Genomic DNA, 24,377 nt, shown 5'->3' with positions numbered 1-24,377 from the left:
GGGCGCCCCCCACCTGGGAAAACTCAGCAGGACACGCCCTGCCGGAAGTTCCGCTCGACGAAGCTGGCCGGGCCGACCTGGAAGTAGCCAACCCCGGGCCGGATCGGGTGCCCGGTGAACAGCTCCACCCGCGACCCCACCCGGACCAGGTACGCCTCGGCGTCCCCCGCGTCGTTGCGGATCAGCGAACCCCGCCGGCCGTAGATCGCCTCCAGCTCGTCGAAGGACATGCCGACCGTGGCGCCGGCGGGGGACTGCGGCGGCGCGGTGGCCGTACCGACCTCCACCAGCCGCCCGTCGCGGAAGGCCAGCAGGATCACGCCCGCCCAGGAGCCGGTCGCGCCGGCGTGCACCACCCCGCCGCAGGTCGGCACGGTCCAGTCGATGTGCCCGTTGGTGGTGAGCGACGCCAGGCTGGCGCCGATGCGGTACACGCCCACGCCACGAACGCCGAGCACCTGCGGGTGGCTGTGCCCGGCGGCGACGGCGGCCGGACCGCGGGCCGAGGCGGGCGCGGTGCCGCCGGCCAGGGGCGCCGCCGCCGCCGGGTCGGCGACGGTCGCCGGGACGAGCGTGCCGAGCGCCAACGCGGCGGTGGTGAGGAGGATCGCGGGACGGTTCATGGTGGCTCCTTCGGTGATGGGTCTCCTGCCCTCTTAGTCACCGCGCCAGGGCCAACGGTTCGTCGGGATTGCGACCGGCCGGGTCTACTGTGCAGAGAAACGCCGACCGACCGTGCAGGCCGGGGGTGACAGGGGTGACGGCTCCACTGCGGATCGGGCCCTACGCCGTCGAGCGACTGCTCGGCGTCGGTTCGTTCGCGACGGTCTGGCTGGGCTACGACAGTGCGCTCGACGCGCACGTGGCGATCAAGGTGCTGGCCGAGAACTGGAGCCACGACCTACGGGTGCGGGAACGCTTCCTCGACGAGGCCCGGCTGCTGCGCCGGCTGGAGCACGAGCGGCTGATCCGGGTGCACGCCGTCGGTGAGCTGCCCGACGGCCGCCCGTACGCGGTCCTGGCCTGGGCGGACGGGGGCAGCCTGCGGGACCGGCTGGCTGCTGGCGAGCTCCCCGCGCCGACGGCGTTGCGGCTGCTCGGCGAGGTCTGCGCCGGGGTCGCCGTGCTGCACCGCCACGGTGTCGTGCATCGTGATCTCACCCCGGGCAACATCCTGTTCCGCTCCGCCGGCCCCGGCGGCGGGGAACAGGTGCTGATCGCCGACCTCGGCCTGGCCAAGGCGCTCGCCGCCGCTTCCGGGCTGACGGCTCGGGCCGGCACCCCGGGTTACATGGCCCCCGAACAGGACGACCCGGGAGCGGTGGTCGACACCCGCGCCGACGTGTACGGGCTCGGCCGGCTCGGCATCCGACTGCTGGCCGCCGACCCGTCGAGCGCGAACCCGACCAGGCCCGATCCGCCTCGGCACTCCCCGGAGATCCGACTTCGGGACGACGTGCCTCCGGCGATCGCGGCGGTGCTCGCCCGGGCCACCGCCCACCGCCCGGCCGAGCGCTACCCCGACGCCGCGACCCTGCACGCCGCGTTGATCCGCGCGAGCCGCGCGGCGGAGCGACCAGTCGCGTTGATCGACGGCAGCGGCCCGGCGCGGCGTCCGGTCGCGTCGACCCGCGCGAGCGGCCCGGCCGGATCGGCTACGGCAACCGGTCCGACGCAACAGCCGTCACCCCGGCCGGAAGCCCGCCGCCGGTGGCGGCTGGCCGGGGCCGCCGTGCTGGCCGTCGCCGCGGTGGGTGGAGTGGGCGCCGAGTCGGGTGCCGGCGGGTCGGGTCGGCCGGTCGGCGGCACGTACACGACCGGGCCACTGACCGTGGCGTTGCCGCCCGGCTGGTCCGCCACGGGTGCCACCTGGGCCGGTCAGTACGGTGCCGACGGCGAACCCGAACCGGCGCTGGTGATGTCACCGCAACCCCGCCGGTGGGCCGCCGACCCCCGCCTGCCGGGCGCGTTCGTGGGTCTCTCCGTCAGCACGGCGGCACGCACCACGCCGACCGGGTTCCTGGCCGAGCGCACGCACGGCGACTGCACGCCCGCGCCGGCCCGGGTCACCCGGCAGGGGGGCGTTGAGTGGACCGTGGTGGCGTACCGCTGCGAGCGGGGCCGTCCACAGATCATCGAGTCGGCCGCCCCGCACCCCGGCCGACCCGCCCTGGTGTACGTGCAGATCGTCCCACCCGCGGACGGCGGACCCGACTTCGTGGACACCCTGCTCGCCGGCGTACACCTGCGGTAGGTAGGGCCCAACCCGCCCTAGCGGACCACCACGGTGATGGTGTGCTCCCGGCCCTCCTTGGGGACCATCACGGCGACCGTGCCGGGGCGGACGAAGCGGATGTCCACCACGCCCGCCTCGTACTGCTGGGAGACCAGCTCCGGGCGGTCCACGGTGACCAGCCCCGGCCCGATGCCCTGGATGCGCAGCACCGCACCGGTGGCGAAGCAGAGCGATTTGAGCAGCTCGATCTCGGTCTCGGCGAGCGGCAGGTCGTAGCGGACCGCGCCCTGACAGGCCGGCGTCGCGTCGGTCGGCGGGGGAGTCGTCCGGGGCGTACCCCTTGTTCTGGTGGGTGCGGGCGGTGGCGCCGCCGGGCGCGCGCTGGTCGGCGGCGGTCGGGACGGCGACCCGGTGGGAGTGGGAATCGTGGAGGTCGTGGGAATCGTGGAGGGTGTCGGCGTCGTACGGGTCGGGCCGGGCGGTTGGACGGGCAGGGGCGAGACGGAGTCGGCGCCGCAGGCGGCGACCCCCACAGTGGCCGCGAGGACGACGACGACCCGGCGGAACGACGTGCGGCTCATTCCGCGCCGAGCCGTTGCCGGACCTGCCGCCGGGCCAGGTGCAACCGGGACTTCACAGTGCCCACCGGCACGTCGAGCAGGGCGGCTATCTCCGGATAGCTCAGCCCGAGAACGTCGCGCAGGGCGACCACCTCGGCGAGGTCGGGGTGGACCGCGTCGAAGGCGTCGAGCAGGTCGAGGCGGGTGCCCGCGACCACGCTGGTCCGTCGCGGGTCGGCCTGGTCGGGCAGCGGTACGCCCTCGGCCTCCAGCCGGCAGCGGCGGCGCAGCGTGCGGTACGTGGAGCGGGCCCGGTTGGCGGTCAGCCGGTGCAGCCAGGTGCGGAACGAGGAGCGTCCCTCGAACCGGGTGATGCCGTTGGCCAGGGCCAGGAGGGTGTCCTGGCAGGCTTCCTCGGCGTCCTCCCGGCTGGGCAGGAACCGGGCGCACAGTCGCAGCACCTCCGGGCGCACCGCGACCAGCAGGGCGTTCAGCGCGGCCGGGTCGCCGTGCGCGGCGGACCGGGCCAGGGCGTCGATGTCGTCCGCGTCGGGCATGCCGGGTGTCCAATGCTCGCCGGTGCCGATCCCTGAGCGTACGACCGGTGCCGCCGCGGCGGCCCGGTAGCGTCCGGCACCCGACGCGAGGCCGGGGCGCTACTCGAAGCGGGACACGTCTCCGGCGCCCCTGCGCAGGATCTCCGGCTCGGGCCCGGACAGGTCGATCACGGTCGTCGGCTCCTTACCGCAGTCGCCGGCGTCGAGCACCGCGTCGACCTGGTGGTCGAGCCGTTCCTTGATCTCCCAGCCCTGGGTCATCGGCTCCTCGTCGCCGGGCAGGACCAGCGTGCTGGAGACCAGCGGTTCGGCCAACTCGGCCAGCAGCGCCTGGGTGACGGTGTGCCGGGGCACCCGCACGCCGACGGTCCGCTTCTTCGGGTGCAGCATCCGGCGGGGCACCTCTCGGGTGGCCGGCAGGATGAACGTGTAGCTGCCCGGGGTGGACGCCTTCACCAGACGGAAGACCGAGTTGCTGATCTGCACGAACTGGCCGAGCTGGGCGAAGTCGTGGCAGACCAGCGTGAAGTGGTGCCGATCATCGAGGTGTCGGATCTGCCGGATCCGGTCCAGCCCGTCCTGGTTGCCCAGTTGGGTGCCGAGCGCGTAGCAGGAGTCCGTCGGGTAGGCGACCAGCCCACCGCTGCGGATCAGGTCGGCGACCTGCCCGATGACCCGGGGCTGTGGGTTCTCCGGGTGTACGTCGTAGTACCTCGCCATCCTCCGAGACTAGGCGCACAGGGGGAGGATCAGGAGACGAGGGCCACCCTCGGCGCGGACGGTGGAGCCGTCGAGATCACCTCGGTAGGGTAGGTCCCGGTCGGCTCCGACCAACAAGATCCACACCGCCGGGGGGCGCCACGCATGGCTGATTCGTTCGCGCATCTGCACGTGCACACCGAGTACTCGATGCTCGACGGAGCGGCCCGCCTCAAGGACCTGTTCGTCGAGGCCAAGCGGCTCGGCATGTCCGCCGTGGCGATCACCGACCACGGCAACATGCACGGCGCGAACGACTTCTACAACAAGGCGATGGAGGCCGGGATCACCCCGATCCTGGGCGTCGAGGCGTACGTGGCGCCGGAGTCGCGCTTTCACAAGGCGCGGGTCAAGTGGGGTCGGCCGGAGCAGAAGAGCGACGACGTCTCCGGTAACGGCGCGATCACCCACAAGACCATGTGGGCGAAGAACGCGCAGGGCCTGAAGAACCTGTTCACCCTCAACTCGCGGGCGTCCATGGAGGGGCACTACATCAAGTGGCCCCGGATGGACATGGAGCTGATCGCCGAGTACGCCGAGGGGATCATGGCCACCACCGGCTGCCCGTCCGGCGCGGTGCAGACCCGACTGCGGCTGGGCCAGTTCGACGAGGCGCTCAAGGTCGCCGCCACCTACCAGGACATCTTCGGCAAGGACAACTACTTCGTCGAGATCATGGATCACGGTCTCTCCATCGAGACCCGGGTCCGTGCGGGGCTCACCGAGATCGCCCGCAAGCTGAACATCCCGCCGGTGGTCACCAACGACTCGCACTACACGGTCGAGGAGCAGGCCACCGCGCACGACGTGCTGCTCTGTGTGCAGACCGCCAGCAACATCGACGACCCCAACCGGTTCCGCCTCGAGGGTGGCGGCTACTTCATCAAGAGCGCCGACCAGATGCGCGCTGTGGACTCGTCCGAGCTGTGGCAGGAGGGCTGCCGTAACACCCTGCTGGTGGCCGAGAAGGTCGACCCGAAGGGCATGTTCGAGTTCCACAACCTGATGCCGCGCTTCCCGGTGCCCGAGGGGGAGACCGAGGAGTCCTGGTTCCGCAAGGAGACCTTCGCCGGCCTGGGTCGGCGCTACCCGAACGGCATTCCGCAGGGGCACGTCGTCCAAGCGGAGTACGAGCTGGGTGTCATCAACCAGATGGGCTTCCCGTCCTACTTCCTGGTGGTCGCCGACTTCATTCAGTGGGCGAAGAACCAGGGCATCGCTGTGGGTCCGGGCCGTGGTTCGGCCGCCGGGTCGCTCGTCGCGTACGCACTGGGCATCACCGACCTGGACCCGATCCAGCACGGGCTGATCTTCGAGCGGTTCCTCAACCCCGAGCGGGTGTCGATGCCGGATGTCGACATCGACTTCGACGAGCGTCGGCGCGGTGAGGTGATCAAATACGTCACCGACAAGTGGGGCGAGGACAAGGTCGCCCAGATCGCCACCTTCGGCACGATCAAGGCGAAGGCCGCGATCAAGGACTCGGCCCGGGTGCTGGGTTTCCCGTACGCCGTCGGCGACCGGATCACCAAGGCGATGCCGCCGGCCGTGATGGGTAAGGACATCCCGCTCACCGGCATCTTCGACACCAAGCACCCCCGCTACGCCGAGGCCGGCGAGATCCGCGGCCTGTACGACTCGGACCCGGACGTCCGCAAGGTGATCGACACCGCCAAGGGCATCGAGGGGCTGATCCGGCAGACCGGTGTGCACGCCGCCGGTGTCATCATGTCCGCCGAGCCGATCATCGAGCACATCCCGTTGATGCGCCGCGACGCCGACGGGGCGATCATCACGCAGTTCGACTATCCGACCTGCGAGTCGCTCGGGCTGCTGAAGATGGACTTCCTCGGCCTGCGCAACCTGACGATCATCGACGACGCGGTCAAGAACATCGAGCTCAACCACGGTAAGAAGCTCGACCTGCTGGCCCTGCCGCTGGATGACCTGCCCGCGTACGAGCTGCTGGCCCGTGGTGACACGCTGGGCGTGTTCCAGCTCGACGGTGGGCCGATGCGGTCGCTGCTGCGGTTGATGAAGCCGGACAACTTCGAAGACATCTCAGCCGTCCTGGCCCTGTACCGACCCGGCCCGATGGGCGTCGACTCGCACACCAACTACGCGCTGCGCAAGAACGGCCTCCAGGAGATCACGCCGATCCACCCGGAGCTGGAGGAGCCGCTGCGGGAGATCCTGGCGCCCACCCACGGCCTGATCGTCTACCAGGAGCAGGTGCAGCGCGCCGCGCAGATCCTTGCCGGCTACACCCTCGGTCAGGCGGACCTGCTGCGCCGGGCCATGGGTAAGAAGAAGAAGGAGATCCTCGACAAGGAGTTCATCCCGTTCCGGGACGGCTGCCGCGAGCGCGGCTACTCCGACGAGGCGATCCAGGCGGTGTGGGACGTCCTGGTGCCGTTCGCCGGGTACGCCTTCAACAAGGCGCACTCCGCCGCGTACGGCCTGGTCTCCTACTGGACCGCGTACCTGAAGGCGCACTACCCGGCGGAGTACATGGCCGGGTTGCTGACCAGCGTCGGCGACGACAAGGACAAGATGGCGCTCTACCTGGCCGAGTGTCGCCGGATGCGCATCCAGGTGCTGCCACCGGACGTGAACACCTCGGCCGGGCCGTTCACCCCGGTCGGCAAGGACATCCGCTTCGGCCTCGCCGCCGTCCGCAACGTCGGGGCGAACGTGGTCGCGTCGATCATGCGCTGCCGGGAGGAGAAGGGCGAGTACGCCGACTTCTACGACTTCCTGTCCAAGGTGGACGCGGTGGTCTGCAACAAGAAGACCATCGAATCACTGATCAAGGCGGGTGCTTTCGACTCCCTCGACCACCCCCGCAAGGGCCTGCTCGCGGTGCACGCCGACGCGATCGACGCGTACGCCGACGTCAAGCGCAAGGAGGCCGTCGGCCAGTACGACCTGTTCGGTGCCGGCTTCGGTGACGCGGACACCGGCAGCACCACTGTGATGCCGACCATCGGCGACAGCGAGTGGGACAAGCGCGACAAGTTGGCCTTCGAGCGGGAGATGCTCGGCCTGTACGTCTCCGACCACCCGCTGTTCGGCCTGGAGCACATCCTCAACGCGGCAGCCGACACCACCATCGCCTCCCTGGCCGAGGAGGGTGGGGTGCCCGACGGGGCGGTCGTCACCCTCGCCGGCATCCTCTCCGGGGTGCAGCGCCGGGTCACCAAGCAGGGGCGGGCCTGGGCGTCGGCCACCCTGGAGGACCTGGCCGGTGGGGTGGAGACGCTGTTCTTCCCCAACACCTACGAGGTGATCGGGCAGTACATCGCCGAGGACGCCATCGTGGTGGTCAAGGGTCGGGTGGACCGCCGCGACGACACCCCAAGGATCATGGCGATGGACATGTCCATGCCGGACGTCAGCACCAGCGCCACCAACAAGCCGGTCACCCTCACCATCCCTGTGCACCGCTGCACGCCACCGCTGGTGGAGAAACTCAAGGAGACCCTGGTGCTGCACCCCGGCGACACCGAGGTGCACGTCAAACTCCAGAACGGTGGGCGCACCACCACCCTGCGGCTGGGCCCGTTCCGGGTGGCGGCGACGACCGCGCTGATGGGTGACCTGAAGAGTGTCCTCGGCCCGGCCAACGTGAGCTGAGCCGGCCTCGGTCCGGCCGGCGTGCGCCGGCCGGACCGCCGGGCTCAGACCCGCTCGGGGGCGCTGATCTCGCGGAGTTGACCGTCGGCCAACCGCAACCAACGCTGCACGCCGATCTCGGCGAGGAACCGTTCGTCGTGGCTGACCACCACGAACGCCCCCTGGTACGCGGACAGCGCGCTCTCCAACTGACCCACGCTGACCAGGTCCAGGTTGTTGGTCGGCTCGTCGAGCAGCAGCAGTTGCGGCGCCGGCTCGGCACAGAGCACACAGGCGAGGGTGGCGCGCAGCCGTTCACCGCCGGAGAGCACCCCGACCGGCAGGTTCACCCGGGCGCCCCGGAACAGGAACCGGGCGAGCAGGTTCATCCGCTTGGCGTCCGGCAGGCTCGGCGCGTACGCGGCGAAGTTCTCCGCCACCGTGCGGTCGAGGTCCAGCAGGTCCAGCCGCTGCGACAGGTACGCGATCCGCCCTTCGCCGCGCTTCAGCTCACCGCCGGACGGGTGCAGGTCACCGTTGACCAGGCGCAGCAGGGTCGACTTGCCGACGCCGTTCGCCCCGGTCAGGGCGATCCGTTCCGGCCCCCGGATCACCAGGTCGGCGCCGTCACCGCCGAACAGCTCCCGGTCGTCGAAGTGGGCCCGCATCCCGTGGCCGGAGAAGACCGTGCGCCCGCCCGGGACGGTGGTGTCGGGCAGGTCCACGACGATGCGGTCCTCGTCGCGTACCGCCCGGCCGGCCTCGTCAAGTCGGGCCTTGGCCTGGCCGAGCCGGGACGAGTGCGTCTCCTGCGCCTTGCCCGCCGACTCCTGCGCGCTGCGCTTGAGCCCACCGGCGACGATCCGGGCCAGGCCGGCGTTCTTCAGGTTCTTCGAGGCGTTGCTGGCCCGCCGGTCGGCCCGCTCCCGGGCCTGCTGCATCTCCCGCTTCTCCCGCTTGACCTCCTGCTCGGCGTTGCGCAGGTTGCTCTCGGCCACCTCCCGCGCCGCCTGCACCGCCTCGGTGTACGCGGTGAAGTTGCCCCCATACCAGCGGATCTCGCCCTGGTCCAGCTCGGCGATGCGGTCCATCCGGTCCAGCAGTTCCCGGTCGTGGCTGACCAGCAGCAGGCATCCGGACCACTCGGTGAGGACGTCGTAGAGCTTGTGCCGGGCCTCCAGGTCCAGGTTGTTGGTCGGCTCGTCGAGCAGCAGCACGTCCGGGCGGCGCAGCAGTTGCGCCGCCAGGCCGAGGGAGACCACCTGGCCGCCGCTGAGGGTGTGCAGCCGGCGGTCGAGCGACAGCTCACCCAGGCCGAGCCGGTCCAGCTCCGAGCGGGTGCGCTCCTCGATGTCCCAGTCGTCGCCGATGGTGGCGAAGTGCTCCTCGCTGGCGTCGCCGGCCTCGATGGCGTGCAGCGCCGCGATCCGCTCGGCCACGCCCAGCACCTGCGCCACGCTCAGGTCGCCGACCAGCGGCAGCGTCTGCGGGAGGTAGCCGAGCACACCGTCGACGGTGACGCTGCCGCCGCCGGGCCGCAGCTCCCCGGCGATCAGCCGGAGCAGGGTGCTCTTGCCGGCGCCGTTGGGCGCGACCAGGCCGGTGCGACCGCCGGGAACGGTGAAGGACAGCTCCGAGAAGACCGGGGTGTCGTCCGGCCAGGAGAAAGACAGGTTCGAGCAGACAATGAACGCATCAGACATGCGAGTGACCTCATAGGGTGGGGTGGGCGCGCCTCAGCCGCCCGACGACAACGGGAACCGGTGGAACGACGTCATGGCCACGGCGGCTGCGCGGAAGCGCGCCGAACCGATGGCCGAACACATCCGGTCTCACCCGGAGATGTCGTCGTCACCCGCCATGTCTGGTCTCCCTGGTCGTACCGCTAACCCAACTCCGCCGAGTCTAACAACGGATCTCCGCCCCGCCACGGGTTCCGGCCCACCCCCGTCGATCTTGCAGTTGTCGTTGTAAAAATGTCGCTTCTGTGGGCAATAGTCCCAGCAGAAAGTGCAAGATCGGCGAGGCGTCAACGGGGCCGGTACTCGACCTCGGGGCGGCCGGGCGTGCCGTAACGAGGGGTGCGGGCGGCCCGGTCCACCGTGACGAGGTACTCCAGGTAGCGGCGGGCTGTCACCCGGGAGATGCCGGTCAGCGCGCTCACCTCGGTCGCGGACAGCCCGACCTCCGTGCGGGTGCCGTCGATGAGCGCGGCGCGTACCCGATCGAGGGTCTGCGCGTCGAGCCCCTTGGGCAGGCTGTGCCCGGCGGTGCCGCGCAGGGTGGCGAACATCTGGTCCACCTCGTGCTGGGCGGCGACCTCGCCGTCGGCGAGCGCCTGGGCGCGGTAGTCGGCGTACCGCTCCAACTTGTCGCGGAACGCGGCGAACGTGAACGGCTTGAGCAGGTAGTGGGTCACCCCGAGAGAGACCGCGGTGCGCACCACCGCCAGGTCCCGCGCGGACGTCACCGCGAGCACGTCGACGCTGCTGCCGGCCGCGCGCAGCGCCCGGCAGACGTCCAGGCCGTGCAGGTCGGGCAGCCGAAAATCAAGGAGTACGAGGTCCACGCCGCCGCCGCCCGCGCGCAGGGCCGCCATCGCCGCCCGCGCGGTGTGCGCCACCCCGACCACCACGAAACCGGGAACCCGTTCGGTGTACGCGCTGTGCGCCTCGGCCAGCAGCGGCTCGTCCTCGACGACCAGTACCCGGATGGCGCTCATGACCGCTCGATCCTGCTCGGCAGCCGGACGGTGAACAGGCTGCCGCCGTCGTCGGAGCGACAGACCTCGGCGCTGCCGCCGTGCCGGCGCACCACCTGCCCGACCAGCGCCAGGCCGAGGCCCCGGCCGGTGCTCTTGGTGGACCAGCCGCGCCGGAACGCGTCGGCGACCCGCTCCGGGGCCAGACCGGGGCCGCTGTCGGCCACCCGGACCACCAGTTCGTCGTCGGTCGCGCCGACGAAGACCCGCACCCGGCGCGGCGGCGGCGTACCGGCCACCGCCTCCAGGGCGTTGTCGACCAGGTTTCCGACGACGGTGAGCAGGTCACCGGTCGGCAGCGGACTGTCGTCGAGGCGGCAGTCCGGCTCGATGACCAGATCCACCCCGCGCTCGCCGGCCTGTGCGGACTTGCCGAGCAGCAGGGCGGCCAACGCCGGCTCGGTCACCGCGCCGACCACCCGGTCGGTCAGCTGTTGGGCGAGGGCCAGGTCCCGGGTGCCGAGCCGGACGGCCTCGTCGGCGCGGCCCAGCTCCACCAGGGTCAGTACGGTGTGCAGCCGGTTGGCCGACTCGTGGGTCTGCGCCTGCAACGCCTCGGTCAACGCGCGCACCGAATCCAGTTCGCTGGCCAGCGTGCGCAACTCGGTCTGGTCGCGCAGGGTCAGCACGGTGCCGAGCACCGTGCCCTCGAAGCGGGTGGTCCGCTGGTTGGCGACGAGCACCCGGTCACCGGCGAGGATCGGCTCGTCGCGGGCGTCGCGCCCGGAGTCGAGCAGTTCGGCCGCCGCGGGTGGCAGGTCGATTCCGGCCACCGGTTGGTCGATCACCGGCGCGTCCGCGTCGAGCCCCAACAGCCGGCGGCCCTCGTCGTTCACCAGCGCCACCCGACGATCGGTGGTCAGCACGACGAGACCTTCGCGCACCGAGTGCAGAACGGCGTCGTAGTACTCGTACATCCGCGTCATCTGGGCCGGCCCCAGACCGTGCGTCTGGCGACGGAGCCGGCGGCTGAGCAGCCAGGAGCCCGTCGCGGCGAGCGCCAGAGCCGGCGCGACCACACCGAACAGCACCGGCAACTGGCCGAGCAACTTCTTGTCGATCTCGCGGGTGGTGATGCCCACCGAGACCAGACCGACGAGGCGTCGCTGCCCGTCGTACACCGGAACGACCGCGCGCACCGACTCGCCGAGCGTCCCGACGTTGGTGGTGGTGAACGCGCGGCCCGCCAGAGCGGGCCCGATCTCACCGACGAACGGCTCGCCGATCCGGTCCTGGGTCGGGTGCGAGAAACGGGTGCGGTCGGGGGCCATCACCACCACGAAGTCGGTGCCCGTGGCCTTCCGGGTCGACTCGGCGTACGGCTGAAGGATCCTCGCGGGGTCGGCGGTCGTGAGGGCCGCCCGGACGTCGGGGGAGCCGGCCACGGTCTGCGCCACCGCGAGCACCTCCTCCTGGGCGGCCTGGCGGGAGTCGCTGCGAGCCAGCCAGACGGCGCCCGCCGCGCCGGCCAGCACGAGCAGCGTCACCACCATCGCCTGGAGAGCGAAGAGTTGCCCCGCGATGCTCCACTGGCGTCGGGCCACCTCCACCACCTCCCTCGTCGCGCCACCGTTTCTGCCGTCGCGGTGAACAGAATGACCGCAAGGCTGTCAACGGGTGAGATGCGCTTCACATTGTCGACATGGACACCACCGCATCCGCCACCACCCCGACACCGGCGGTCCGCCGGGACCGTACCCGTTACCTGTATCTGGCCGTCATTGTGGCCGTGGTCGCCGGCATCGTGGTCGGCCTGGTCGCCCCCGAATTCGGCAAGGAACTCAAGCCGATCGGCACCGGCTTCGTCAACCTGATCAAGATGATGATCAGCCCGGTCATCTTCTGCACCATCGTGCTCGGCGTCGGCTCCGTCCGGCAGGCCGCGAAGGTCGGCAAGGTCGGCGGCCTGGCCCTCGGCTACTTCCTGACCATGTCGACCGTCGCGCTCGCCATCGGCCTGGTCGTCGGCAACCTCATCCACCCCGGCTCGGGCCTGAACTTCGGCCCGGACCTCGTCGGCTCCGGCAAGGCCGCCGCCGGTGACGAGGCCGCCGGTACGGCCGACTTCCTGCTCGGGATCATCCCGACGACGTTGCTCTCCTCGCTCACCGAGGGCAAGGTGCTCCAGACGCTGCTGGTCGCACTACTGGTCGGCTTTGCCGTCCAGGCCATGGGCCGGCGGGGTGAGCCGGTGCTCAGCGCCATCACCGTCATCCAGCGGGTCGTCTTCAAGGTCCTCGCCATGATCATGTGGCTGGCGCCGATCGGGGCGTTCGGCGCGATGGCCGCCGTGGTCGGCGCGACCGGCGTGGACGCCCTCAAGAGCCTCGCCCAGATCATGGTGGGCTTCTACGCCACCTGTCTGATCTTCGTGCTGGTGTTCCTGGGCGCACTGCTGTGGTTCGTGGCCCGGATCTCGATCTTCTCGCTGCTGCGTTACCTGGGCCGGGAGTTCCTGCTGATCCTGTCGACCTCGTCGTCGGAGTCGGCGCTGCCGCGGCTGATCGCCAAGATGGAGCACTTCGGCGTGAGCAAGCCGGTCGTCGGCATCACGGTGCCGACCGGCTACTCGTTCAACCTGGACGGTACGGCGATCTACCTGACCATGGCGTCGCTGTTCATCGCCGACGCGCTGGGCAAGCCGTTGGCCATCGGCGAGCAGATCTCGCTGCTGCTGTTCATGATCATTGCGTCGAAGGGCGCCGCCGGGGTCACCGGCGCCGGGCTGGCCACGCTGGCCGGCGGCCTCCAGTCGCACCGGCCGGACCTCGTCGACGGGGTCGGGCTGATCGTCGGCATCGACCGGTTCATGTCGGAGGCTCGGGCGCTGACCAACTTCGCCGGAAACGCGGTGGCGACCGTACTGGTGGGAACCTGGACCGGAGAGTTCGACCGGGAACGGGCGGCCGGTGTGCTGAGCGGCAACGACCCGTTCGACGAGGCCACCATGGTCGACGAGCACGACGACGACGAGGCGGCGTCCCGCCCCGACGAGAAGGAGGCCACGCCGGCCGGAGTCCCGGCCTGATCTCACCAGGAACCAGCCCGAGGGTCGCCGACACGCAGCCGCCGGCCCTCGGGTTCCTGCGAGCGCTGCCTGTATTCATGCCCTTCATCGAAGAGGACTTGGCGGCCGCCGAACACCTGTGATGGGCTCGCGGTGATTCTGCGAACTCTCACTGCCCGCGCAGCCCCTGAGCGCCTGGCAGACCGCTGCAGGGGTCCTGACGGCGACAATGTGACCCTGACAGCCTCACAACCAGCCGTTGTCCCGCGCGAAAATCATCGCTTCGGTCCGATTGGCAACGCCCCAACGCTGGTACAGGCCACGGAGGAGCCGGAACATCATCCTTTCCGAGTATCCAGCGTGCTCCGCCAGCCGAGCGACGGTCAACCCCTGAGTAAGCTGGCGTATCCAGGAGATTTCCGTCTCCGACGCAACCGGCCCGAACCGCGCTGGATGGTCGGCCGATGCCAGCAGTCGGATGACGTCGACCGGCAGGACGCTCTGGCCGGACGCTGCTGCGGTAAGGACCGATTGGACTGCCTCGGCATCTGCTTCCCGCGCCACGACTCCGATAGCTCCAGATCGCAGCGCTCGGGCCGCCAGTTCCGAGTCCCCGTTCTCGACCGCGGCGATCAGCATCACGGCCGGACGGCGCCTGTGGATCGCGGCCATAAGCGCCCAGTCCGCCGGGCGCAGCAGCGTCAGCAAGACGACGTGAGGGCCAGGGATGGTTGCACTCCAGGCCATGAGATCCTCGGGCGACTCGACGTCGTAGCCGACGGTTCTCATCACGTCAGCGATGCCCCGATGGAACATTGGAAGCGGATCGGAGACAGCGATCCGTGCCGGTGCCCGCAACGTCTCCACGAAACGGTTCTCCAACCTGCTCCTACGGCACGACCGCGACAGGGTACCGCCGCCCAATGACGCATCCCTGACAGGCATGACGTCATGGACGCGCGGAGTGCCCTAACCGTAACTTGAGGACCTAGGCATTCCGCGAATTCTGCGTGTTCGATCGCAGCGAGGAGTGACGCCAATGGTCAACGGCAATTTTCGGCTCTCCAACGCCTTCGGGATATTGCCGCGAAGGAGTAAATCACGTCGGCTACGGCGTGGCGACCACGTCCGACGGTGTGACCCGAGGCCAGGGCAGGCTGAGACCGGCGTGGTGGTGAAGATAAATCCAGTCGGCGTCTACAGAGTTCAAGTCCATTGGACCGACGGGCGGCTCAGCAACGTCAAGGCCTCGTCTCTAATCCGGATCAGTTGATCACCAGAGTTATCCGCGATCACCGCGGGCAATCTGGTGCATCGCTGAGGTGAGCTCAGGCTCGGTCTGAAAGCAGTCTAATAGGATTGCGTTGCGTTTGACGGCACCTGCTGCAGCCGTGATATTCCGGGCTGACAGGTAGGCGTTACGCGCTTCCCGCAAGAAATGTCCTCGCTGCTCGAAATCGATGGCCGCGATTCCGAGATAGGCGAGCCCCAGGGCGTCCCACGCCTGGTAATCTCGGCCCTCCCGCTTGACCTGTTCACTGGCAACACGACAAGCTGTCAGAAATGCTATTCGAGCTCTCTCGGTATTCCCAAGGCGGAATGCGGTGATGCCGAGTAGGCCGAAGGCTCCGATCGCTCGCGGTCCGCGGTCAAGACGGGCGCTAACTTCTGCCGTAGCGAAGGCGTCATCTAGCCGACCAAGGCAGAGTTGGGCAAGACCTAAGTTGAGATTCGCCTGCCGGGTGAGCCCCGGGTCTCTCGTTCGTGCTGCAATTTTCGCGGCCTCTTCCGCTGGCCCAACAGCCTCCGCGGCCCTGCCAGAGTCAATGAGAATCGCTGCCTCACCGTTGCGGGAGAGGCCGATGCCGATTTCGTTCATCGAGGCGGACGCTTGCGACCGGGCTTCTTGCAGCAGGCGCAGAGCGCTGCTCATGTCGTCGATCTGGCCCAAGGCCCAGGCGTGGCTCGCGAGGAGAATTGGCACCGACCCGCTCCGCTGAACGTCCGGAAGCTCGTTTGCCGAGTGCAGTGCAGCGTTGAATTGCCGAAAGGCTTGGGGGAATCTTCCGGTCTTGGCCTCGCAGATGGCAAGATTCATTCGCGCAGCCATGCGTTCGTACTGCATTCCGCCCATTAGGCGGCAGAGTCGGAGGTAGCGCCGGAATAATTTTCCGGCAGCAGTCACCTCACCTGAGTCGAAACGCACCTTAGCCATCTCGATACTGAGACTGATTCGATTCCGCGGCGAACGATGCCAGGCTAACTCGGCTCGGGCCGTGCGCAATTCTGTGAGGGCGTCGTCGGTGTCCTCACGCTGTTGCAGTGCCGCTACCAGGTAGGTGCGATTGTGGGCTTCCCAGTCCGGATCCCTGAGTAGACCCCTTATATCGCGACGCCATTCCACGAGAGCGTCGCTCTGCCCCCACGGGCGGAGGTACCGATCATCGAGGCTCTTCATGAGAGCGAGGGCATGGTAATAGTCCCACGCGCGGATACGTAGGTCAATCTCGCTGAATGTGGATCGTAGGTCCTGCAGGCCAGTGATCGCCTCCGGCCGCTGTTGTTCAAAAAAAGCCGCCGCGCGGCGCCAGAGCGAGAGCCGCGTGAACGGTGGCTGGCGGTGCGCGTGGTCGTCGAGTTCGCCGAACGGAATGCTGTCGAGGACGCGGCGGCTCTCGGCGGACGGCAAGAAGTAGTGGCCGTGGTCGTGCCGGACCACCCGACGATCGTGCAGACCACGGAGAACGGGCTCGCTGCTTACTCCGCGAACGAACGGCAGGAGCAGGTGGTCCACCGCGTCTGGCATTACCGGCCGACCATAGGCCGCCAGAGACTGGACAATCCTCTGCTCGGTCCGGTCCAGTCGCCTGAACATCCAGTCAAATAATATTGTCGCAGTGCTGTTCGGTCCGATCTGTTCAAGTTCGTTCAGAAGGCTCGGGATCGTTTGTGCCGGTTGCTGATGTAAGACGCCCACAAAAAGTTCGAGAGTGCGCGGGTGTCCGAGACTCAGGGCCTGAACGCGATGCTGGTTACCATGGGACATGTCTGCCAAGCCGAGGGCGGCGGTGCGGTCCAGTGCAACGAGAAAGTTCATCGCGTCGTCGAAGGGCAGTCCGCGATTGAGCGTTACGAAGCGCACGGGCGGGTCCGGCTCTCCGCGTAGTTGCGGTAGCGGACCGTCCGCCACGGTCATGACTAGCGTTGAGACATGGCCCTCACGCGATATGAGATGTCGTATCAACCGATGCAGGTCCTGATCGCGGAACTCTCCGTTGCGGTTGAGTAGGTGTTCGGCCGCATCGAGGATGACGACCACCGTGGTCTGCCCGAGGGTCGCCAAGATCTCACTGAGCTTCTCCGGCCACTCGATAGGGTCCATGAGCCTTCGGTCCAGCCGCTGCCGCTCTTCCTCGTCCAGCAAGCAACGGGCCAAATCCGAGAGGACCGTGGCTACGGTGATTGGGCGATAGCCATCCGCTGAGAGATAGACGACGGCGTTTGCCGTTACCGCGGCCTCACCGAACGCCAGCCGGCGCCGTAGCTCGGCTGCGAAGGCCGTCTTGCCAGCACCGACGGCGCCAGAGACGACAATCAGCCGGACTGCGGCGTCGGCAATTGCGTCCTCCACCTGGTGCATCTCGGTCACACGGTCGTGGAATCCGGCGGCGGGAATGTTGGGAGCCTCGTTGATCAACCTCACGCGCCGGACCGAAACTCTGGTGCTGGTCAGGTCATGCGTATCGGACCGATCGGTGTGATGTGCCGGGCCGGCCCGGCGCCGCTCGTCCTCGAGCCGTACGCGCTGCTCCCGGTTGAAGAATCCAAGCCGGCGCCGCTGCGCGCCTTCCGCCCGTTCCTCTTCTTCCTCGGTCTGCTTCAGGTCAGTCTCTATCCGCCGCTTCACCATCTCTGACGACGCGAGCGCGGCAATGCGGTCGGTAAGATCCGTGAAACCGATTGCGCTGTCCGGAGCTAGGTCGATCAGCGACACACCCTGCTGGTTGTCGAGCGGGGTAACCCTGACGTTGGTTCTGACAGTGATCACCGGGACCCGTCCACTGATCGCGGTGGTGACCTCGCGCCGACACCCTACGTCGACGATGCTTGCGAAACTGAGGATGTGCAGAAGAACGTCCGGGCAACGCAGTTGGACCTTCGACGAGGTGCGGGTCTCCTCCCGGTGCTGCATGAGGTACACCGTCCACGGCAGGCGGTCGCTGGCATACGCGACCAAGTCGTCCCGGAGCGTTAGCGCTACCTCACGGTCGCTGCCGGCAGAAACTATGGCGACCAGGATCTGGTCAGGCTGCTCCGTGAATTCTGGCTCTGGCGGGATCATTGCTGTGCGGTCGGCGAATTGGATGAACTCTGCGGCCGCCCTGGCTGCGACTTGGAAGAACCAGCGCCGTCCCGAGGCACCGACATTTTCGTATGTCGTGTGGGCCAGTGCACCCGCCACCAACGAGAGCAGATACTGGGCGCGCCACTCGCCACGCAACGAGCCGGGTACGACATCGACGGCGCTGAGCACCGCACGGAGAGTGGCGGAGACCCCGTTCGTCCGCCGGTGGTTCCGCATACCACCGTCCAGCAGCGTACGCAGCAGCGTGTCAGCCACGTTCTTACCGTTTGCACTTTGGAGCTCGGTAGCGGCGATGGACAAGGACAACGTCACCAGGTCCCGGGTCAGCGGCGCGGCCGGATCGAAGCCAGCCAGATCGACGATACGGATCTCGTCAGAAACCGCTGGGTCGGGCAACTCGCTGAGCGAGAGGCCAGCGTAAGGGCCAAGCACGTTTCCCTGGTGGAAGTCCCCGTGGCTCAATCCCCACAGGTAGTCGATAACGACACGTCGCGTCGACAGGCCGGTCAGCACCATCTCGATGGGATTGGGCAGCCGTTCCGCGTGGCTGCCGATCCACTCCTGACCCGGCACGGCTAAGCCGGAGTCGGCCGCCCAGTCTTCGATTTCGCCGATCGGCGTCCGCAGCTCCCACCTTAAATAGTCCGCCACGACCGCGCGCGAGATCGAGGGACGCTCGGGCCAGTCTTCGCGGTTCCACGAGCGCAGCATCAGGCGAGCAGCTGCCGCGCAAAGATGCGTCCGAAGTTCCTCAGGTAGCGCACTGAGTGGTCGGTAGTCGACCAGATCGCCGGCAACCTCCTGAAACATGAGGAAACGCCCGTCGCCGACCGGAAAGTAGGAGGCCGATTGGCTGACGAAGTGCCTCTTGGCAAAGGACGGATTGCTCTGCCAGGCAGCCTCATGCCGGCCGGCTTCCACCTCCATCCCAGCTGGAAGCACCTTCATGATCTGTTTACGCACGGTGTGTCCGTCGTGGCGCACCGGCAGCTCGAGGAAGATCGCTGTCAGGAACGCACCTGTGCTTCCCGAGGATTGCCAACGTTGGCTAGGCAGCCGGACGGTTCCGCCCGCGCCTCGAGCCCATATGCGCAGGGCGGCCGCCACGTCGCTGCCCAGGAATTCGGCGAGTTCATCCGGCACGTCGTCCGTCCTCCCCGCACGACGTAGGGACAGACCCATGTTTCACTACGGAGAGTACCGGATGCAACGCGCTTGGCGAAGCTGCGATCCGGCACTATATTCTGGCTAGTCGATCTGATCGCGCCGCCGAATGCGGGCGTACTGTCAGGCAACCGGCGGATCAATGGCTGGAAAGGCGACATCGCCCGCTGGCGGTAGGGCGCGAGTTTGGCCTGTAGCACGCGTATGTAGCGGGCAGCTCTGGCTGATCGGAGCCGTGGGGTCAGCGTCAAGGCTTCCGATCAGACTGCAGAGGCCCGCTCCACCTCGCCCTGCTGCCTGGGCGGTGGCAAGAAGCGCCAGGTTGAAGGCCTTGCCCGGGCGTATCGCTCGTCCATCCGCAATGAGCAGGCCGCGAAGCGTTCGGCTTGGGCGGGCTTGCCGAGCGCTCGGAAACAATGACCGAACTTGGCGGACAGGTAGGCCTCGTCGAAATAACCGAGCCACCGGGAGCACTGCTTCGGTCGGCTCTGTCGAGGGGGACTTCCGCTTGCCGACTCACGACAGGAGGTGTTCGACTCCCCATTCCACTGCCGTTCCCACCCCAGCCCCGTTGATCAAGAGGTTTGCGTACACCCCGGGATGGGTGACGCAAAGCTCTTGATCATCCGGGGCTGGGGTGGGTGGGGGTGGGGGTGCGTGCGGAGGGTTAGGGTGCGGTGGTCTTGTTGCAGGGGACGCCGATGCCGAGGTTGACGCGGCCGGTCTGGCCGTTCGACGTCACGATGAGCGGTACGCAGGCGACCTGCGCGACCCAGGTGCCGCCGACGAAGGCCATCCACTGAGCCTGCCCACCCTCCGGCGCGCAGGCGTGCACCGTGACGGTCGCCGCGGGCGTGCCGGTGCCGCCCCAGCCGAGCCGGGCCTTGTCCTGCCAGCCCGGTGCCACCCGCAGGTCGACGACCGTGCCGGCGCGGACGACGAGCCCCCATTTGGCGAACAGCCGCGCCGCCGGATCGGCCTCCCCGGAATCTTCCGCAGGCATCACGGGGGCGGTGGGCACCGCCACGTCTTCGCCCACCAGCCGGTAGCCCGCCGGCGGTGCTGGCAGCGTGTCGACCGATGTCGTGCAGGGTGGCCCACCACCACTGGCGTCCGTCGACGGCGCCGCACCGGTGGCTGGCGGGGTGGCGTGCTGGCGCGAGTCACCCGCGGGCGTGCAGGCGGCCAGGGCCACCACCAGGCTCAGGAAGCCCCACCAGCCGACCGGCCTGGTTCGGCTGCCCGGCCCGGGGTCCGGAAGGGCCGGGGCACGTGGGGGCCGGGTCGCACCGGCAGGGGCACTCATCAGACATTCATAGCTGGTCGCCGGACCCGGCGCGGTCCTGGCCGGCAGGGCTCGCCGCCCATCTGACCACCGCATCCGGCGCGCCAACTCGAAGTGGCGGGCCAACTCGGCGCTGACGGCTGGCGCCGCGATGGTTACGGTCGTGAATACCGAGGTATCCCGACCGTTCGAGGAGTGATCGCATGCCCCCCTCTCCGTCCCGGCTCTTCGCCGAGATAGCGACGGCCGAACCACCCGCCGAGACCAGAGTGGTCATGCGACGGGCGGTGGTGCTCGGTGGCAGCATGGCCGGGTTGCTGGCGGCAAGGGTGTTGAGCGACCACGCCGAGGAAGTGCTGATCATCGAACGGGATCCGTCCGATGTCGACGCCGGTCCACGGCCGGGTGTGCCCCAGGGCAGTCAGGTGCACGCGCTGCTGCCCGCCGGTCAGGTCCAGTTGGAGCGCTGGTTTCCCGGCATCGCCGACGAGGCGCTCGCGCTCGGCGCCCCGCCGCCACCGCGCGACCCGGGCACGGCGAAGGTCTTCGTGAACGGCATGTTGGGTCTGCCGCCCGCGGCGACCGGCACCGGGCCGGCGCTGATCACCACGCGTCCGTTCCTGGAGGCGCTGGTCCGCCGACGCACCCTCGCCATCGACAACATCCGCATGGTGTACGGCCGGGCGGAGGGTCTGCTCTTCGACGAACGGCGGGTCAACGGCGCCCGGTACGTGCCCGAGGGTGGCACCGAGCCCACCGTCGAAGCGGCGGACCTGGTGGTCGACGCGATGGGGCGGTCCAGCCGGTTGAGCGACTGGCTGGCCGAGCACGGGTGGCCGCGCCCGCCGCTGCACCGCATGCCGATCAAGCTTAACTACGCCACGGCGCTCTTCAAGCGCGACGAGTCGGTCAGCGACGCCTGGGTGGCGGTCTTCCACACCATGGCGGGCAAGGGACGTACCGCCCGGATCGGTGGGATCAACTCGGTTGAGGGGGACCGCTGGATCATGCTGGTGGCCGGTTACGACGGGGACCGGCCCAGCCGCGACGTCGCCGACTTCACGGCCCGTTGCCGGGAGCACTACCCGCAGATGTTCGGTGACATCGCCGAACACGGGGAGATGCTCGGCGGGGTGGTCACCTACCACCAGGCGGACAGCCGACGCCGCGAGTTCCACAAGCTCGACCGTCTCCCCGCCGGGTTGGTCGCCGCTGGCGACGCGGTCGCCTCCTTCAACCCGGTGTACGGCCAGGGCATGACCTCCGCGACACTGCACGCCTCCTGCCTGTCGAAGTACCTGCGCTCCGGTCCGAAGCCGCACGACGAGCCCGCGCACGCGTACTTCGACCAGGTCCGCGTGGTGGTCGACGCCGCCTGGCAGATCTCCACCACCGCCGACATCGAGCTGCCGCACGTCGACGGGCCGTACCCGCCCGGCTACAAGGTCACCAAGTGGTTCGGGGACCTGCTCTTCCGGGCGTCGCTGACCGACCCGGTGCTCAACGCCCGGCTGGGCCGGGTCACCACCATGCTCGACCACCCGGCCGCCCTGAGTCGCCCCGGCACCCTGTTCCGGGCCCTCCGGCTCGGCCTGCTCGGCGGCTCCCGACGGTGATTCGTCGCCAAACCCGCCGCCGGTCGCGAGGAGCGGTGAAGAATGGTGGGCCGGGGAGGGGTGCTGCGACGAACCGGGGGAGCGGTCGTGCTCGGAACCAGCCTCCTTGGCCGGCTTCGCCGCCGTGACCCGGGTGACGCCATCCTGCGACGCGCGGCCCGGCTGACGCTCGTCGCGTCCGTCGTCTTCTACGGCTGCCGGTACGGCGCGGGCAGCTCGACGCTCGCCACCTACGGGTTGTTCGGCACGATCGCCGCCGGGTCGTTCGCGCAGCTCCCTGGTCCGGCGCCGCAACGGGCGCGGATCCTCGTGCTGTCGCTGCCGGTGGTGTGGGCGCTGATCGCGGCGGGCTCGCTGTTGGCATGGAGCACCTGGGCGGCCGCCGGTGGCATGCTGGTCGTCGGGTTCGTGGTGGCGTTCGCCGGGGTCGGCAACCCGCGCCTGGTGGGTTTGGCGAGCGCGTTCCAGCTCTTCTACATCCTGGCGTCGTTCCCGCCGTACCAGCCGGGCACCCTGCCGGAGCGACTCGGTGGGGTGACCCTCGCCGTCGTGCTGCTCGCCGCGGCCGAGGTGTTTCTCTGGCCCGACCCGGTTCCGGTCTCCTACCGGCAGCGCCTCGCCGAGGCGGCGGACGGCGTCGCCGCCTTCCTCGACGCCGCTGCCGAGAAGTTGACCGACCCGCACGCCTCTGCGGGTGACCCGGACAGGCGGCGCGAGCGGGCGCACGACGTGGTGGCGGCGATCGAGCTGAACCGCAGCCCTCCGGCGTGGGCGCCCACCGCGGCGGGCGCTCAGGATCGGGCGTTGCGGATCTGCGCGGCCGCGTTACGAGAGGTGCTCGGCGAGGCGGACCGGTTGGCGGCGGACGCTCCGCCGGAGCCGATTCCGGACCTGGCGGCGGCGCGTCTGCTGCGCTCGTGCGCGGACACCACCCGCGCGGTCGGCCGGAGCCTGTCGCCGGGTGCCCCGGCGGTGGCCCCGGCCGACCTGGATGTGGCGGTCGGACGAGCCGAGGCGGCGTACCCGGTGGGAGACGGCCAGGTCCGCGACGCGCCGGACGTACCCCGGTTGTGCCGGGACGCGACCGCGCTGGCCCTCGCGGACCAGGTGCGGGTCTTCGTCGTCGGTTCCCGGGTGGCTACCGGGGCGCGGCTCGGCGGCGACGACGCCTCCTCGGCGCTGTTCGCGTACGCCAGGCGCAGCCCGTGGACGCTGTACTGGTGGCAGTTCCGCGCCCACCTGGCACCGCGCTCGGCCCACCTGCACAGCTCGCTGCGGCTGGCCGTGGCGCTCGCCATCGCCCGGGTGGCCGCCGGGGTGTTGCAGCTGACCCACGGCTTCTGGGTGCTGCTGGCCACCCTCACCGTCCTGCGCACCTCGGCCGCCGACACCCGCACCGCCCTGCGGCCGGCCGTGCTGGGCACGATCATCGGTGCGGTCGTCAGCGGCGCGGTGATGGTTGTCGTCGACGATCCGATCGTGTACGCCGTCGCCCTGCCGGTCACCCTGCTGCTGGCCTTCGGCGTCGGCCGCCTGCTCGGTCCGGTGTGGCAGCAGGCGCTGTTCACACTGCTGCTGACCGTCGTCTTCGCTCAGCTCAGCCCGGAAGGGTGGCGGCTCGCCGAGGCCCGCCTCGTCGACGTGCTGCTCGGCGCGGTGATCGGCGTGCTCGCCGGTGTGGCGATCTGGCCGCGCGGCGCGGGCCACGACCTGCGGCACAACGCCACCCGGTACCTGGCCGCCAGCGCGGACGCGGTCGAACGGACGGTCCAGTCGATGCTCGGCGAAGCTCCGCCACCCGCGGGTGCCCTCAGCCGGGTCCGTCGCCGGATGGTCCTGATCGACTCGTCGTACTGCCAGTACCACTCGGAGCGGCACGATCCGCACCGGCAACAGGTGAACTGGGACGCCGTGCTGAGCGCCGGGCACCACGTCGTGCCCGGCGCGGAGTCCCTGCTGCGCCGCAACCCGCCCGGCTGCCTCGCCGGCTGGCCCGGGGCGGCGGCGCTGCTGCGGGACTCCGCCGCGCGCCTGCGATCGGCGTACGACGCCCTCGCCGACGAGGTCGCCCACGGCCGGACGTCGGACCGGGCGCCGGTCTCGACCAGCTGCGTCGACCAGTTGGACCGGATCCGTCCGCTCCTCGGCGAGGCCGACCATCAGTCGGTCCGGCACCTGGTGGAGGTCGACCGGTGGCTCGCCAGCCTCGCCGACGGTCTCGCCCGGATCCCCCTGCCCGCTGCCGACGAGTCGATCGGGCGCCGCCGGCAGCCATGACACCGGTGCCGCCGGTGTCGATGTGACCGATCCGGTGCCCCAACCAGTCATGGCGTGCCAGGCCCCCGCTGCCGAGACCGCGACTTACGCTGCCGTCTTTCTCGGGAGTTCACCGCCTTCGTCGAGACCGCCGCACCGAGGCTTCGTACGCATCCGACAGGCCGCCGATCGCCG

The 24,377-nt window shown here is 69.4% G+C and carries 15 protein-coding genes and 1 pseudogene; 5 read left to right on the top strand and 11 right to left on the bottom strand.

The features are described from left to right. Nucleotides 1–23: 23 nt before the first annotated feature. Entirely contained in the window at nt 24–623 is a 600-nt protein-coding gene (locus tag ACFYP0_RS17525) for a hypothetical protein (protein ID WP_355502367.1), read from the bottom strand. A 134-nt stretch (nt 624–757) separates the two neighbouring features. Between ACFYP0_RS17525 and ACFYP0_RS17520 the strand changes: the two genes are divergently transcribed. After that, on the top strand, nt 758–2,254 hold the full coding sequence (locus tag ACFYP0_RS17520; RefSeq protein ID WP_355502365.1) for a serine/threonine-protein kinase: 1,497 nt from the start codon (nt 758–760) through the stop codon (nt 2,252–2,254). A gap of 17 nt (nt 2,255–2,271) precedes the next feature. Here ACFYP0_RS17520 and ACFYP0_RS17515 read toward each other — a convergent pair whose 3' ends face one another. The 3 genes from ACFYP0_RS17515 to ACFYP0_RS17505 form a co-directional block, all read right to left on the bottom strand. Continuing rightward, nucleotides 2,272–2,817 (bottom strand): hypothetical protein, encoded by a 546-nt coding sequence (locus ACFYP0_RS17515; protein WP_355502362.1) that lies wholly within the window; start codon nt 2,815–2,817, stop codon nt 2,272–2,274. Continuing rightward, nucleotides 2,814–3,353: an RNA polymerase sigma factor gene (locus ACFYP0_RS17510; protein ID WP_124862105.1), complete on the bottom strand. Its 540-nt coding sequence runs from the start codon at nt 3,351–3,353 to the stop codon at nt 2,814–2,816. The genes ACFYP0_RS17515 and ACFYP0_RS17510 overlap by 4 nt, the downstream gene beginning before the upstream one ends. 99 nt (nt 3,354–3,452) lie before the next feature. Continuing rightward, the gene (locus tag ACFYP0_RS17505) at nt 3,453–4,073 is read right to left on the bottom strand and encodes an L-threonylcarbamoyladenylate synthase (RefSeq protein ID WP_355502359.1); all 621 of its coding nucleotides are present in this window, start codon (nt 4,071–4,073) and stop codon (nt 3,453–3,455) included. A gap of 144 nt (nt 4,074–4,217) precedes the next feature. Between ACFYP0_RS17505 and dnaE the strand changes: the two genes are divergently transcribed. Continuing rightward, nucleotides 4,218–7,748: a DNA polymerase III subunit alpha gene (dnaE, locus tag ACFYP0_RS17500; RefSeq protein ID WP_355502356.1), complete on the top strand. Its 3,531-nt coding sequence runs from the start codon at nt 4,218–4,220 to the stop codon at nt 7,746–7,748. Nucleotides 7,749–7,792: 44 nt separating this feature from the next. Here the strand turns inward: dnaE and abc-f are convergent, their stop codons facing one another. The 3 genes from abc-f to ACFYP0_RS17485 form a co-directional block, all read right to left on the bottom strand. After that, nucleotides 7,793–9,430, bottom strand: coding sequence for a ribosomal protection-like ABC-F family protein (gene abc-f / locus ACFYP0_RS17495; RefSeq protein WP_355502353.1), 1,638 nt, complete (start codon nt 9,428–9,430; stop codon nt 7,793–7,795). 326 nt (nt 9,431–9,756) lie between these two features. Next, nucleotides 9,757–10,449 carry a response regulator gene (locus ACFYP0_RS17490; protein ID WP_355502350.1) on the bottom strand — a complete coding sequence of 231 codons (693 nt, stop codon included), beginning with the start codon at nt 10,447–10,449 and terminating at the stop codon, nt 9,757–9,759. After that, nucleotides 10,446–12,032, bottom strand: coding sequence for a sensor histidine kinase (locus tag ACFYP0_RS17485; protein ID WP_355581058.1), 1,587 nt, complete (start codon nt 12,030–12,032; stop codon nt 10,446–10,448). The genes ACFYP0_RS17490 and ACFYP0_RS17485 overlap by 4 nt, the downstream gene beginning before the upstream one ends. Before the next feature lie 98 nt (nt 12,033–12,130). On the opposite strand from ACFYP0_RS17485, the gene ACFYP0_RS17480 reads away from it, so the two are divergent. Beyond that, the gene (locus tag ACFYP0_RS17480) at nt 12,131–13,516 is read left to right on the top strand and encodes a cation:dicarboxylate symporter family transporter (RefSeq protein ID WP_356978691.1); all 1,386 of its coding nucleotides are present in this window, start codon (nt 12,131–12,133) and stop codon (nt 13,514–13,516) included. A gap of 225 nt (nt 13,517–13,741) precedes the next feature. On the opposite strand, the gene ACFYP0_RS17475 is transcribed toward ACFYP0_RS17480, so the two are convergent. From ACFYP0_RS17475 to ACFYP0_RS17460, 4 genes and pseudogenes are all read right to left on the bottom strand, one after another. After that, nucleotides 13,742–14,377: a DNA-binding response regulator gene (locus ACFYP0_RS17475; protein ID WP_357010052.1), complete on the bottom strand. Its 636-nt coding sequence runs from the start codon at nt 14,375–14,377 to the stop codon at nt 13,742–13,744. A 400-nt stretch (nt 14,378–14,777) separates the two neighbouring features. Then, complete coding sequence (locus ACFYP0_RS17470; RefSeq protein WP_356978687.1) at nt 14,778–19,004, bottom strand: NACHT domain-containing protein; 4,227 nt, start codon at nt 19,002–19,004, stop codon at nt 14,778–14,780. 188 nt (nt 19,005–19,192) lie between these two features. Then, nucleotides 19,193–19,533: pseudogene (locus ACFYP0_RS17465) on the bottom strand (XRE family transcriptional regulator); the annotation flags it as partial. Between the two features lie 159 nt (nt 19,534–19,692). Next, on the bottom strand, nt 19,693–20,331 hold the full coding sequence (locus ACFYP0_RS17460; RefSeq protein ID WP_356978685.1) for a hypothetical protein: 639 nt from the start codon (nt 20,329–20,331) through the stop codon (nt 19,693–19,695). A gap of 182 nt (nt 20,332–20,513) precedes the next feature. Between ACFYP0_RS17460 and ACFYP0_RS17455 the strand changes: the two genes are divergently transcribed. Both ACFYP0_RS17455 and ACFYP0_RS17450 read left to right on the top strand, forming a co-directional pair. Beyond that, complete coding sequence (locus tag ACFYP0_RS17455) at nt 20,514–21,926, top strand: FAD-dependent oxidoreductase (RefSeq protein WP_355502706.1); 1,413 nt, start codon at nt 20,514–20,516, stop codon at nt 21,924–21,926. Nucleotides 21,927–22,013: 87 nt separating this feature from the next. Beyond that, the gene (locus ACFYP0_RS17450) at nt 22,014–24,203 is read left to right on the top strand and encodes an FUSC family protein (protein WP_355502703.1); all 2,190 of its coding nucleotides are present in this window, start codon (nt 22,014–22,016) and stop codon (nt 24,201–24,203) included. Nucleotides 24,204–24,377: the final 174 nt, after the last annotated feature.

This window comes from Micromonospora arida (assembly GCF_042873195.1).
In the GTDB taxonomy this organism is placed as follows: domain Bacteria; phylum Actinomycetota; class Actinomycetes; order Mycobacteriales; family Micromonosporaceae; genus Micromonospora; species Micromonospora arida.
Note: the sequence above shows the minus strand (reverse complement) of the source record. Positions and strands in the feature narration are given on the sequence as shown.

Coding starts and splice junctions, on each gene's coding strand:
- ACFYP0_RS17525 (WP_355502367.1), bottom strand. CDS start 623: ATGAACCGTCCCGCGATCCTCCTCACCACCGCCGCGTTGGCGCTCGGC.
- ACFYP0_RS17515 (WP_355502362.1), bottom strand. CDS start 2,817: ATGAGCCGCACGTCGTTCCGCCGGGTCGTCGTCGTCCTCGCGGCCACT.
- ACFYP0_RS17510 (WP_124862105.1), bottom strand. CDS start 3,353: ATGCCCGACGCGGACGACATCGACGCCCTGGCCCGGTCCGCCGCGCAC.
- ACFYP0_RS17505 (WP_355502359.1), bottom strand. CDS start 4,073: ATGGCGAGGTACTACGACGTACACCCGGAGAACCCACAGCCCCGGGTC.
- dnaE (WP_355502356.1), top strand. CDS start 4,218: ATGGCTGATTCGTTCGCGCATCTGCACGTGCACACCGAGTACTCGATG.
- abc-f (WP_355502353.1), bottom strand. CDS start 9,430: ATGTCTGATGCGTTCATTGTCTGCTCGAACCTGTCTTTCTCCTGGCCG.
- ACFYP0_RS17490 (WP_355502350.1), bottom strand. CDS start 10,449: ATGAGCGCCATCCGGGTACTGGTCGTCGAGGACGAGCCGCTGCTGGCC.
- ACFYP0_RS17480 (WP_356978691.1), top strand. CDS start 12,131: ATGGACACCACCGCATCCGCCACCACCCCGACACCGGCGGTCCGCCGG.
- ACFYP0_RS17460 (WP_356978685.1), bottom strand. CDS start 20,331: ATGAGTGCCCCTGCCGGTGCGACCCGGCCCCCACGTGCCCCGGCCCTT.
- ACFYP0_RS17455 (WP_355502706.1), top strand. CDS start 20,514: ATGCCCCCCTCTCCGTCCCGGCTCTTCGCCGAGATAGCGACGGCCGAA.